Origin of the sequence: Agreia bicolorata, from assembly GCF_000938265.1 — a bacterium.
GTDB classification, from domain to species: domain Bacteria; phylum Actinomycetota; class Actinomycetes; order Actinomycetales; family Microbacteriaceae; genus Agreia; species Agreia bicolorata.
In genome coordinates this window covers 56,290-68,533 of sequence record NZ_JYFC01000003.1, presented here as the reverse complement: position 1 = coordinate 68,533, position 12,244 = coordinate 56,290, and the positions used below count along the sequence as shown (strand labels likewise).

Here is a 12,244-nt window from a genome sequence, read left to right as displayed (position 1 = left end):
GGTGTAATCGGCATCGTCTACGCCCCCGTCTCATCAGGCGTGAGCCTCGCACTCACCTGGAGCGGGTGGGTATCGGTTGTGTGTGCGCCGCTGTTCTCGGCGGACCACCCATCCGCTCGGGTCATGTCCATGTCCCCGCGACCCAGTGGTGGACGGGGCCGTCGGCACGGCTGGAACTCGCGAACCTCGCGGCTGTTGTGGCCGTTACGATCGCCTACCTTCGAAGGACGTTCCGTGAAGTGCATTCACCCGTTCTCACCGGCCATGGGCTCTGCGCTGCCATCGATGAACTCGTGCTCGGGTACACCTGCGCATTCGGCTGTCGGACGCCGCGGCCCCTCCTTCGCCATCGGAGGGATCGGCGTTGGGAGTCCTCGAGGCGGTCCTGCCACGCAGCCCACGAAAACGGACAGTATGCGCGTCGTCCTCGCCGATGACTCCACTCTCCTGAGAGAGGGACTCGAACCGCTCCTGGAATGAGCAGGACACGACGTCGTCGTCACGGACGGGCGCAGTGGTCCTGGCGAAAGATCTGGTCATGTGACTGTCGCCCTGATACATCGGAACAGGGCCGATCACTGAGTGACCCTTTTCAAGGGGCTGCGTCGGGGCGCGGGGCTGACTCGACGGCGCACGGATCAGACGGAGTCCACGAGGTCAGTGACCGTTCCCTCGTCGCCGAGCTGACCATCTCGGATGTTTCTCGTCAGACGATGTTTCTCTCGGCATCGGACGAAGGATGGCCGCCTGGTCCCGATCCAGGCGACCATCTGCTACCGAATGCCTGCATCCGGTAGCGCCGGAAGGATGAGGCTTCCGGGGTGAGAGATGCGGATGGTCGTGAATCGTGACGGCGAGATGAGAAACTTCTGAGTGCGATTCTGTGCAGCCGCTGCGGGCAGCCCCTCCGCTCCGTGGTTCGAGCGCGCAGCCATCAGTCTCTTGCTCAATAGTTTCGATGTGACGATGCGGTTTGCCACAGAGCCATCGACGGGTTTTCTCATGAAATTGGGCCATGTCGCGGACTTCACGTCCCACGCCCGAGCGACAGCCTGCTCGAGTAGCCCCGAATTACGAGGCTGTTTTTAGGTGAGGGGTCCACTTCTTTCGAACGTGTGACATCGCCGATGCTCTATAGGCCGGTCGGAGTAGTCATGGTAGCCGTAGTCTTCCTCATCGCGGTGTCCTCTCGGTGGCTCCGAGCTGGCGGGCCAGTCGTGCTGCCCCGCGCAGGGTCAGCTGAGGCATGTATGAACGCAGGATGGCAATGCCTGCTGCAGGGAGTTTCGTCGCATCGGGATACAGCAGCCAACGGGGTTCGAACACGGGCTGGAACTTTCGTTTGAAGGCAAGGAGCGATCGGAACCCGTATGCCGGTTCGAGCGACTGGCCAAGCAGGTCGAGCAATCGCGCTATGCGCCCGCTTTCCCCGTCAGGCGTGCCGAGACGAGCCAACGGAGCGCCTGAGAGACTCATGACGGTCATGCCATCGGTCTTCATCTGCTCCGCGGCTGCGCCGATGACGAACTCGATGATGCCTGGCATAGCTTCGGGGCCGCGCCTCATGAAGTCGAGCGTGTAGCCATCAACACCGTCCGCCCCGTAGTGCGGAAGCCAGCTCGTCACGGCCTGTACCCTGTCGTTTTCGTCGATCGCCACCATGAGACGAACGGCTGGATCGGTGAGCTCGTCTAGGCCGCCCAGCGTGAAACCCATCTCGGGAAGTTCCTTCTCGGTGACCCATTCCTCTGAGAGGGCAGTCAGCTGGTTTCGGTGAAAAATGTTCAGCTCGGCCCATGAAGTCCAGACCGCCGCAAGATTCTCACGTGCAGCGCGGTTGGTTGCTGTTCTAATGTCCTGACGTTTTTTCCCCGTGGGCGCCCACTCCGCGGGTTGGAGTAGCGCCTCTTCCGCCACATGCAACGAGCTCCACCCTCGTTCCTCGAGAATCAATCGGATGCGGTCGTCGACGTTGTAGAAGAGGGGCGTCCATCCGTGGTCCCCGCAGTACCGAACAAATGACTCGATTATGTCGGGACGGCCATAATCTGGTCCGAACGGGCCACCGAGGGTCACCGCAGTGTTGGACTCGAGTCGGTATGCGACAGCTGCATCGGCGTCGGGAGCGAACCAATAGCGGTTTCCGGCCCAGGTGGTCATGAAAGACAAGGTGTCCCCGCCGCCACGTTCGAGCAATACACGTGCGCGGCGACGCTCCTCTTGGCCGCTGATCGCGGGACGGACCGCCATCAATCTGATGGTTATCCAGAGCGCCGCGCTCCAGAACACCACCGAAGGCAAATACCAGAAGATTTCTGCCATGAAACCGCGGGGGACGAAGGTGTATAGCTCGGGGTGCTGAAATCCCGGTGGAAGAAGACGCAGAGGTGACGACACAAGGATGTCGAGGATCGAGGGCGTCGGTGTGAATTGGTCTTTCCAAATGATCTGCCCGGCCACCGTCGCGACGAGAGTGGCGAGCGCGGTGCCGCAGACGGCTGTGATGTATCGGCGGAACAGGCGACGCGGGGTGGCAACACGGAAATGGCGACGCGACGCCATGAAGATGATGGTGTTCGCCAGCGGTAGGACTGCGCTCACCATGATGGCTACGAAGTCTTGCCAGATATACGGTGTCTCGCTCCGGCTGTTCACGGCGATCGTGTCTCCCAGCGAGAGGGCTTCGCTCAGCGCGAAGGGTGCCAGATAGACGAACATCGCCAGGTTCCCGATGAGCGCGATCCACAGTGCCTCTCGTCGGCCCCGAAAAAGACCCCAGGCGGTGACGAGAGCCAGAGCAACCGGGATCAATCCGACGAGGCCAGCTGCTGGCATCATCTGCACTAACTGATGGACGAAGTCGTCATCGATGATCCCGTCAGCTGGCAGGGGGCATGCGACGGACGAGCCAAAAGCGCAGGGCTGGCCGGCTATCACGTAGACCTGGTCTGTGCCGAACCATCCGTACGGGGAAAGAAGCCCCCTTCCGGCGCCGAACATCGTCGCGACGACGGGACCGATGGCGCTGATCCCGACGGCGGCGGCGACAAGCACTCGCATCTCGTGATGTGAGCTGTGAATAAGTCGGGTTCCCGGGTGGGAGCCTCCGAGCAGGAAGCCCAGCCCAAGACCGATGGGAATCGCCACAAGCGAGAAGAGGTCGTTAGCCGCACCAGAATAGAGGTAGAACATGACCGCAAGGACTGTTGCGAGAAGCCGGACCCGACGTCGCCAGAGCGTGCCCATGAATGCACTGCCGGCGACAACGGTGCACAAAATTGACGCCCAAGGGGAGAGCACGTCGCGCGAGGGCGCGTTCAACGGAAGTGCAGAGAAATATGTCTCCTCCAGCCAACCGATGACAGATCCGCCAAACGAGGCGAGCACGCCTCCTCCGAGATATGCCAGCAGTGTTCGCCAGCTGCCCATCACCCGTTCGACAGCTCCGACGGAGATAGCGAGCACCAGAACCGTCAGACACAGCCCGGCTACGTCGCTGACCGCCAGCAAAGAGCTGAGAGCGCCCCACCAATGATGTTGTCGGAGGATCTCATTCTCTCCACCATCGAGGAAGTCCCAGCCCCATTCGGAACGAGGAACGATGAAGCCCACCAGGCTCACGAGGACCATGGTCGCGGACAGCACCACGGTGGTGGGGCATCTGCGGGCAGCCTGCAGAAGACGACGAAGGCCGTTCACCCAGGTTTGTCGGGAATGTGAGAGGTTGAGGGTCTTCTTCATCGAGCTTCCGGCGGATCCAACCTTGGCCGTCATCGCTGCAACGCGTCGATGGGCGAGACGGCGGTCGCAGTTCGGGCAGGAACCACGACTGCAGCGAGAGTCAACACGACAGTCGCAGCGATCAGGCTTGCGACGAGCAGTGGTGGAACCGTCGGAACGACAAATCCGCCGCCCGCCATCGGGCGTGAATACAAGCACTGCACGCCGACCCAGCCGTAGGTCGTTCCCAGTAGAAGACCGAGAAGAACGGAGGTGATTGCCATATGGGCCGCCTCTGTAACGATGGTCCGTTGCACCTGTGGGCCGGTGAAGCCGAGAGCGCGTAGCAGCCCGATCTCGCGTCTGCGTTGTAACACGCTGATGGAGAGGTCGTTCACGACGCCGACGGCGGCGATGATCACAGAGAACCCGACCAGCCCTACGGCGACCGCTGTCATCGCTTGGAAGGCAGCGACATTGTCAGGGTCGGCCTGCACCTCAGGTGTGAAAAAGCTATTCATTGAGGAAAGAGCCACGCAGAACATCGTCACGAGGGTCACGCCGATGACGATTCCGATGCTCGCCCGCGTACTGCGCTCTGGATTGCGTAGCGAATTGGCCCTGGCCAACCGCGATTCGGGGCCACTTCCGAAGAGCTTTCCCACCAGGTTGAGTGCCCGAGGAATGAAGAGATTGGCGCAAATCACGAAACCGGTGAACGATGCCATGCCGCCGAGCATCGCAATGAACAGGCCATTGGGATTGTCTAGGCTCACGACGACACCGAGTGCGAGACCCAAGAGGCCTGCGATAACGAAGAAGAAACCGACGCCTGTGCGAATGCCACGTCTACGAACGGCACCGAAAGGGGCCTCCTGTGCCGCCTCGATCGCCTGGAGCGGAGAAACAGCTAGTACAGCCCGGGAACCGACCCACGCTGCAGCAGTTGTCGTGACGACGCCGGCGACAAGGGGGAAGGCGACCGTCGCGGGCACCGACGCAGGCGCCGCGGTCAGCGATCCATTCGCCACGAGCGCGGCGAGCAGGCTGAGCCCGAGGACGATGCCGACGAGTACCCCGGTGACGGCGCCAATGATACCCACCATGCCACCCTCACGGAGGAACACCCTTCGCTGAGATTGCGCCGAGGCCCCGAGAAGGCGATAGAGGGCGATGGTCTGTACCCGTCCGGCAACGACGGCCGAGAAGGTATTCGCCGTGACGATGGCTCCGACGAAGAGCGCGATGCCGAAGAACGTACCCGCGACGATATGCAGCAGAAACACCGCCGTTCTGAAGCTGGCTCCTGGACCGAATATGCCCTCGATGCTCGATTGAAGGCCAGCGATGGTCGTGAGCAAGCAGGAGCCGAACGCCGCGCCGAGCGCTGAGACGAGAATGCTCGGGCAGTGTCCCCGTAGGGTCTCGCCGAGGCTCACGAGCGGGTCTCCAATTCGAGCGCAGCGCGGGAGATCTCCTCGGCAGAGCTGCGACGCAATTCATGGACGAGTTGCCCATCGGCGATGAAGAGCACGCGATCGGCGTAACTTGCGGCTACGGGGTCGTGTGTCACCATGGCGATGCTTTGCCCGTATTTCGTGGATGCGTCCGCCAGCAGGGTCAATACTTCGCGGCTCGTCCGCGAGTCGAGTGCGCCCGTCGGCTCGTCGGCGAAGATGAGGTCGGGCCGTGTCGCCAGGGCGCGCGCGATCGCGACGCGTTGCTGCTGTCCTCCGGACAATTGGTGTGGACGGTGCGTGAGCCGGTCGCGTAGGCCGAGCTCGTCGACGAGGCGGTCTATCCAGCTGCGCTCCTCGGGCGAGATGGCACGTCGGTCGAGTTCGAACGGCAGGGCGATGTTGCTCATAGCATCGAGGGTGGGCACAAGATTGAAGGACTGGAAGATGAATCCGATCTGGCGTCGGCGCAGAACCGTGAGTGCAGCGTCGTCGAGCGCTGTTATATCGGTGTCGCCGATCAGTATCTGACCGGACGTGGCGCGGTCGAGCCCGGCTGTCAGGTGCATGAGGGTTGACTTGCCCGACCCGCTCGGACCCATGATCGCGGTGAACTCGCCGGCGTTGAACGAAACGGTGATCGCACGCAATGCCTGCACCTCCTGGGGTGCTACCCCAAAGGTTTTGGTCACCGACGTCAATTGGGCTGCGCTGCGGGCAGGAGTTGTGGACGTCATCTATTCAGACCTTTCGATTGGATGATGGAACGGAGAATTCCCGAAGTGGCGTCAACGTGAGTGACGCGGTCCCGGCCGCCGAGTGACGTGGCTTCGGCGGTATTTCACCCGAATATCACCCGCCGTGCACGGCGCGAGTACTGCACGATTGATGTGTGCTTGTGCGTTCTCGAGGCAGTGACCTCAGTCTTCCCAGCTCGGGTGCTGAGCGAATCGTGCGCGGGTATGAATTCCTCTTGCGGCATGTGGTACCTGGGGCCCGGTCGAAAATTCAGCCCCGCCCCTCCACGAGCAACATGCGAGATTTCTGCAAATCTTTGGCTTTGCGCGTCACGAAGAGGCCGTTCGGCTCTCTCTTAAGTGGTCGACACACCCGTGATCGCGTTAACCGCCCACATGCTCGGATGCCAACCAGGCAACTCGTTCCACCTATCGAATCACAACCCACGACCTTCACGAGACGTGGATTACATATCAGCAGGAGTTCACGGTGCATGATGTTCCGGCGTCAATTCGCTGCCTGTTGCTCTCTGCCCTAGAGGCAGAGAGCAAGGCGGTGGGGCCTGAGGTTCGCGACGCAGTCCGAACGACGCACTATCTTCTCGCTGGCTGTCGCGATGCGGGCGTTTCGGTCGCGAGCATAGCTGACGTGGTGCAGGTTCGGGCGGAGTCGATTCGGCTGAGGAGCGTGGACGGTGTCCTCTCTGTCGCTGTGTTCGCACGGCTTGCGGGTGTGACGGTGGACGAGGTGAGCATGTGGCAGAGGGACGGCCTGCTCCCAACCGCAACGCCAGATGCCCTCAAGCGAACCGGCTACCCGGCATCTGCCCTTGTGGCGGGACTATTGGCGACCAGCGAGGGGGGTGACGCTTCATGCCTTCATCCAAAGCGTTCCTTGTAGAGGCTGGTCGGATTCGATTGAAGGAGGTGAGCGCGCAGTGAAAGGCGCTCGCATGACCTATAAAGAACCGATTCTGCGTCTTTCTTCGCCCGTGGTTCCCGAGCACGAACTGGGGTCTTCCAGGGTTCGGTTTAGGGAAGCTAAGGCCGCGAAGCGTAAAGAAGGATATAGGGCAGTAACCTGGCGAGTTGGTGACGCTGACGAATCGCGCGGTATGGTCCTTGACCGCATCGACGTACTTATTGTGTTTGTCAGAGACGTCGGGAACTTCGGTGCCTTCATTTTTTCCCGTGAGACGTTGATTCGTCACGGGCTGCTCCCCGTAGGAGGAGAAAATAAGGCGGCATTCAAATTTCGGGTTTTCCCTCCCTGGGTATGCCCGGCCGGGAAGGCAGACACGATCACGCAAGCTTGGCAGTTGCCGCTGTTCCTGCCGATCTCTCGGGGAGGCATCTACGACGAGAGTGCCGCCAACGATCTGTTGGCCGATCCGACAAACGATTTCATCCCCGATAAGAAGTTCAGCCGCCGCTAACAAGTCTGACCACGTCAGATCAGGATGCGCCCGCCCGGCACGTCCGGTTTGGCGAAAGTGCGGGGCCTAGCGCGAGCGCGGCTCGTAGACGACGGGCGCGAACGCCTGGGCCACGAGCGAGCGCAGGCTCTCGAGCGATCCAGTCACAAGGCCCTGGGCGCGAGCCTGGATGAGCACATTTCCGATTGCGGTCGCCTCGATAGGGCCGGCGAGAACCGTGCGGCCCGTGCGGTCTGCCGTGAGCTGGCAGAGCAGGGCGTTGAGTGATCCGCCGCCCACGATGTGGATTGTTCGGATGCTGCGGCCCGACAGTTCGGCGAGCTGCTCGATCTTGGCCGCGTAGGCGTGAGCCAAGCTCTCGATGATCGACCGCACGAATTCTGCTCTCGTACGGGGAGCATCCACGCCGTTCGAGGCGCACCAGTCGACGATGCGCGACGGCACATCGCCCGGGGCGAGAAAACGGGCGTCGTCGGCGTCGAAGACGGCGACCGGTGTGGTGACCGCAGCGGCCTCGGAGAGGAGGTCGGGCAGATCGATCGCACAGCCGCCGGCCTTCTCCCACGTGCGCACCGATTCGCTGAGCAGCCACAGGCCCATCACATTGCTGAGGTAGCGAACGCGGCCGTCGACGCCGCCCTCGTTCGTGAAATTGGCCAGGCGGCTCGCCTCGCTCACCACGGCGCTCGGCAGTTCGACGCCTACCAACGACCAGGTGCCGCTCGAGATGTAGGCGAAGTCGTCGCCCGTCGCGGGCACGGCGACCACAGCGGATGCGGTGTCGTGCGACCCGACGGCCGTCACCTGCAGCGACCGGGCGGCCTGGCTCGACAGGCCGATGTCGGATGCGACGGCCGGCAGCAGGGTGCCGATCGGCGTGCCCGCCTCGACCAGCTCGGGAAAAAGAGCGCGAGGCAGGCCGAGGCGCGTGATGAGCGCGTCGTCCCACTCACGGGTGTGCACGTTGAGCAGTCCGGTGGTCGACGCGTTCGTCTTTTCAGCGCGCGCGACGCCCGTGAGCCAGAAGGTGATGAGGTCGGGGATGAGCAGCGCGGTCTCGGCCTGATCGAGCGACCCGGCCACGGCATCCGCTGCGAATTGGTACAGCGTGTTGAACGGCAAGAATTGCAGGCCGTTCGCGTCGTAGAGCTCGGCTGCCGAGACGACGGCACTCACCTTCTCGACTCCGGCGTCGCCTCGCTCGTCGCGATAGTGATACGGGTTTCCGAGCATTCGATTGCCGCGCATCAGGGCGTAGTCGACGGCCCAGGAGTCGACGGCGATGCTCTGAAGCGACGGCTCCTCGCGCACGGCGGCACCGAGGCCCGCGACGACATTGCGATAGAGCTCGAGGATGTTCCAGTGCAGCCCGTCGATCGTGGCGACGGGAGTGTTCGGAAACCGTGCGACCGGTCTGAGGCTGAGCTCGTTGTGCGAGACGAAGCCCAGCATGACCCGGCCGCTGGTGGCGCCGAGGTCGACGGCGGCGACCGCGGCGGTCATGCGGCTTTTCTCGACGAGGTCTTCATGACCAGCATCATCGCAGGAAGGCCGCCGCGACGCCCGCGTCGACGGGAATGTGCAGTCCGGTCGTGTGCGTGAGATCTTCTCCTGTGAGCACCGAGACCGCGTTGGCCACGTTCTCGGGAAGCACCTCGCGGCCCAGAATCGTGCGCTTGGCGTAGTACGCGCCCAGCTCCTCTTCGGGCACGCCGTAGACGGCGGCCCGCTTGGCGCCCCATCCGCCGGAGAAGATGCCCGAGCCCCGTACGACGCCGTCGGGGTTGATGCCGTTGACCTTCACTCCGTGCTCGCCGAGCTCGACCGCCAGCAGGCGAACCTGGTGCGCCTGGTCGGCCTTGGTCGCGGAGTACGCGATGTTTTTGGGGCCGGCGAAGACCGAGTTCTTCGAAGAGATGTAGATGATGTCGCCGCCCATCTTCTGCTCGATGAGTACCTTGGCGGCCGCCTTCGACACCATGAACGAGCCCTTGGCCATGACGTTGTGCTGCAGATCCCAGTCGCCCTCGGTGGTGTCGAGCAACGGCTTCGACAGCGAGAGCCCGGCGTTGTTCACCACGAGGTCGAGTCCGCCGAAGGCCAGAACGGCGGCGTCGATCGCGGCCTGGATCTCGTCTGCGCTGGTCACGTTGGCCTGCACGCCGATGGCGACGTCGGTCGATCCCAGCTGCGCGGCGGCATCCTGAGCCTTCTCGAGGTCGAGGTCTGCGATCACGACACACGCGCCGTCTTTCGCGAGGCGGGTCGCGATGGCCTTGCCGATTCCGGATGCCGCACCCGTGACGAGCGCGACCCGCGTGGCGTGCGACTTGGGCTTGGGCAACCGCTGCAGCTTGGCCTCTTCGAGGGCCCAGTACTCGATCGCGAACTTCTCGCTCTCTTCGATGGGCGCGTAGCTCGACAGCGACTCGGCGCCGCGCATCACATTGATGGCGTTGATGTAGAACTCGCCGGCGACGCGGGCGGTCTGCTTGTTCGCGCCGTAGCTGAACATTCCCACGCCCGGAACGAGCACGATCGCCGGGTCGGCACCGCGGATGGCGGGGGAGTCGGCCGTGGCATGCCGGTCGTAGTAGGCCTGGTAGTCGGCGCGGTACTCGGCGTGCAGCTCGACGAGGCGGGCGATCGACTCCTCGATGGATGCGTCGGCCGGCAGATCGAGGATCAGCGGCTTGACCTTGGTGCGCAGAAAGTGGTCGGGGCAGCTGGTGCCGAGCTCGGCGAGGCGCGGTGCCTCGCTGGAGGCGAGGAAGTCGAGCACGACGTCGGCGTCGGTGAAGCTGCCGACCTTGGGGGCGTCGGTCGAGGCGAGGCCGCGGATCGTGGCGCCGAGGGCGGCGGCCTTCGCTCGGCGCTCCGCCTTCTCGAGCGCACCGAAGCCGTCACGGGCAGGGCCGAAGGGCCCCGCCTTTCCGTGCTCGGCGATGTAGGCGGCGGCGGTGTCGATGATCCAGAGGCTGTTCGCCTCGGTCTCGTCGCTCGTGTCTCCCCACGCGGTGATGCCGTGGCCGCCCAGGATGCAGCCGATCGCATCCGGATTCTTGCGCTTGATGTCGGTGATGTCGAGGCCGAGCTGGAAGCCGGGGCGGCGCCACGGAACCCAGACGACCTTGTCGCCGAAGATGGTGCTCGTGAGGGCCTCGCCGTCTGCGGCGGTGGCGATGGCGATGCCGGAGTCGGGGTGGAGGTGGTCGACGTGCGCTGCGTCGACGAGACCGTGCATGGCCGTGTCGATCGACGGGGCCGCGCCGCCCTTGCCGAACAGGGTGTGGTCGAAGGCGGCGACCATCTCGTCTTCGCGGTCGACGCCGGGGTAGACGTTCACGAGCGAGCGCAGGCGGTCGACGCGCAGAACGGCGAGGCCCTTCTCGGTGAGTGTGCCGAGGTCGCCGCCCGATCCCTTCACCCACATGAGCTCGACCTGTTCGCCGGTGACCGGGTCGGTGGCGGTGCCTTTCGCGGAGGTGTTTCCGCCCGCGTAGTTCGTGTTCTTCGGGTCCTGTCCGAGTCGGTTGGAGCGGGCGATCAGCTCGGCTGCGGCGACGGGGGTCTCGGGGGAAGTCATGGGCGCTCCAATGCACGGGGTTTGTTGCGTTTTGTTAGATGTTACAAAATCTAACTCTGCCGCACAACACTGTCGTTCCCTGAGTCTGTCGAAGGGAAGAGGCCTAGAGCAGTTCGACGAGATCCCGGTATGGCTCGAGGGCGGAATCGGCCGGGTCGAGTTCGGTCACGAGGATGCCGATCTCATGCCATGCGAAACCCACGGCAAGGGCCTGCTGACCGAGCTTCGACGAGTCGACCAAAAGAACGATCTCACGGGCGCGTTCGGCGAACGCGCGCTTCACCTGGCTCTCGGCGAGCGACACTTCTGAGCTGCCGTTGGGCGCGTCGAGCGAGTAGGCCGAGGCGAAGAATCGGCTGTAGAGCATGGACTGCGCGGCCTGACAGGCGATGAGCCCAACGAAGCTGCCGGTGCGCTCGTCGAGTTCGCCGCCGATCAGAATGGCCGACACCTCACTGGTCGACGTGATGGCCGCGAAGTTCTCGTAGCTGTTGGTCGCGATGGTCAGCGGGCCGCTCGGGGCGAGATGGGCGGCAAGGCCTCCGGCGGTGGTGGATGCGTCGACCGCGATCGACCCCGCGCCGGGCAGAAGCTGCGCGGCCTTCTCGGCGATGCGCGTCTTCGCCGCACGGCCTGTTCCGCGGCGTTCGCTGAACGGCCGCGCGCCGGCGACGGGCACGGCGCCGCCACGCACCCGTCTCGCGAGGCCCGCCGCATCCAGCTCGTCGAGGTCGCGGCGCACGGTCATGACGCTGACGCCGAGCTGTTCGGCGGCGGCCTCGAGGCGCACGCCGCCATCGGAGCGCAGCGTTTCGAGCAGAGCGTCGCGGCGCGCTTCGGCGCCGAAACTGCGCAGTGTGGCCATGGTCGTCTTCCGTGTGAGCTCGGGCGTAGATCTCACATAAAGTAACACGTCGACCGTGCGGCCAGGGCACCCCGCGTGGCGTGTATCGACCCACATTGCACTTGGATTCATAAGGTCATTGCAACAGGATTTCTTCGCCTCCCACGCGGTCGTCAGGTTCCGGTACTCATACGTTGAGTACGTGGTGGTTAGCGCCGTTGTGACGAACCTCCAAGCGACAGATTTTGTCGGATTTGAATATTCGACGTAACGAAATGATGCGTCTGGACTCTCTTCAGGTGAGAGACGCGGTCGGGTTCGGATCCCCCCTCCGGTTAAGGCCCGCCGCGTCTCTTGTTCTATGCCCGGTGAATGCGACTCTGCAACCGCGGACATCGTGCTGGGTTAGCGGCTCAGCTCTGTTGTGAGTCGGAACCTCGTTCTTTCTTCTGCCTAAGGTCACT

At 63.5% G+C, this 12,244-nt stretch carries 8 protein-coding genes; 1 reads left to right on the top strand and 7 read right to left on the bottom strand.

Translation table 11 applies throughout. The features are described from left to right. Nucleotides 1-773: 773 nt before the first annotated feature. The 4 genes from TZ00_RS19615 to TZ00_RS07165 all read right to left on the bottom strand — a co-directional run bounded on the left by TZ00_RS19615 (nucleotide 774) and on the right by TZ00_RS07165 (nucleotide 5,914). Nucleotides 774-935, bottom strand: a complete 162-nt coding sequence (locus TZ00_RS19615) for a hypothetical protein (RefSeq protein WP_161793742.1) — start codon at nucleotides 933-935, stop codon at nucleotides 774-776. Nucleotides 936-1,173: 238 nt separating this feature from the next. Further along, the gene (locus tag TZ00_RS07175) at nucleotides 1,174-3,774 is read right to left on the bottom strand and encodes a DUF2156 domain-containing protein (protein ID WP_052521377.1); all 2,601 of its coding nucleotides are present in this window, start codon (nucleotides 3,772-3,774) and stop codon (nucleotides 1,174-1,176) included. Beyond that, nucleotides 3,771-5,159 (bottom strand): ABC transporter permease, encoded by a 1,389-nt coding sequence (locus tag TZ00_RS07170; RefSeq protein WP_044440563.1) that lies wholly within the window; start codon nucleotides 5,157-5,159, stop codon nucleotides 3,771-3,773. The genes TZ00_RS07175 and TZ00_RS07170 overlap by 4 nt, the downstream gene beginning before the upstream one ends. Continuing rightward, entirely contained in the window at nucleotides 5,156-5,914 is a 759-nt protein-coding gene (locus TZ00_RS07165) for an ABC transporter ATP-binding protein (RefSeq protein WP_044440561.1), read from the bottom strand. Before TZ00_RS07165 ends, TZ00_RS07170 begins: the two co-directional genes overlap by 4 nt. A 953-nt stretch (nucleotides 5,915-6,867) precedes the next feature. Here TZ00_RS07165 and TZ00_RS19235 point away from each other — a divergent pair. Next, nucleotides 6,868-7,350, top strand: a complete 483-nt coding sequence (locus TZ00_RS19235; protein ID WP_161793741.1) for a MepB family protein — start codon at nucleotides 6,868-6,870, stop codon at nucleotides 7,348-7,350. 66 nt (nucleotides 7,351-7,416) lie between these two features. On the opposite strand, the gene TZ00_RS07150 is transcribed toward TZ00_RS19235, so the two are convergent. The 3 genes from TZ00_RS07150 to TZ00_RS07140 form a co-directional block, all read right to left on the bottom strand. Beyond that, nucleotides 7,417-8,853 carry a rhamnulokinase gene (locus tag TZ00_RS07150; RefSeq protein WP_044440557.1) on the bottom strand — a complete coding sequence of 479 codons (1,437 nt, stop codon included), beginning with the start codon at nucleotides 8,851-8,853 and terminating at the stop codon, nucleotides 7,417-7,419. A 34-nt stretch (nucleotides 8,854-8,887) separates the two neighbouring features. Further along, nucleotides 8,888-10,936 carry a bifunctional rhamnulose-1-phosphate aldolase/short-chain dehydrogenase gene (locus tag TZ00_RS07145; protein WP_044440555.1) on the bottom strand — a complete coding sequence of 683 codons (2,049 nt, stop codon included), beginning with the start codon at nucleotides 10,934-10,936 and terminating at the stop codon, nucleotides 8,888-8,890. 103 nt (nucleotides 10,937-11,039) lie between these two features. Continuing rightward, nucleotides 11,040-11,801, bottom strand: a complete 762-nt coding sequence (locus TZ00_RS07140) for a DeoR/GlpR family DNA-binding transcription regulator (protein ID WP_044440553.1) — start codon at nucleotides 11,799-11,801, stop codon at nucleotides 11,040-11,042. Nucleotides 11,802-12,244: the final 443 nt, after the last annotated feature.

Excerpts from the sequence above, each read along its gene's own strand:
- TZ00_RS19615 (WP_161793742.1), bottom strand. The coding sequence starts at position 935 with ATGGCTGCGCGCTCGAACCACGGAGCGGAGGGGCTGCCCGCAGCGGCT.
- TZ00_RS07175 (WP_052521377.1), bottom strand. The coding sequence starts at position 3,774 with ATGACGGCCAAGGTTGGATCCGCCGGAAGCTCGATGAAGAAGACCCTC.
- TZ00_RS07165 (WP_044440561.1), bottom strand. The coding sequence starts at position 5,914 with ATGACGTCCACAACTCCTGCCCGCAGCGCAGCCCAATTGACGTCGGTG.
- TZ00_RS19235 (WP_161793741.1), top strand. The coding sequence starts at position 6,868 with ATGACCTATAAAGAACCGATTCTGCGTCTTTCTTCGCCCGTGGTTCCC.
- TZ00_RS07150 (WP_044440557.1), bottom strand. The coding sequence starts at position 8,853 with ATGACCGCCGCGGTCGCCGCCGTCGACCTCGGCGCCACCAGCGGCCGG.
- TZ00_RS07145 (WP_044440555.1), bottom strand. The coding sequence starts at position 10,936 with ATGACTTCCCCCGAGACCCCCGTCGCCGCAGCCGAGCTGATCGCCCGC.
- TZ00_RS07140 (WP_044440553.1), bottom strand. The coding sequence starts at position 11,801 with ATGGCCACACTGCGCAGTTTCGGCGCCGAAGCGCGCCGCGACGCTCTG.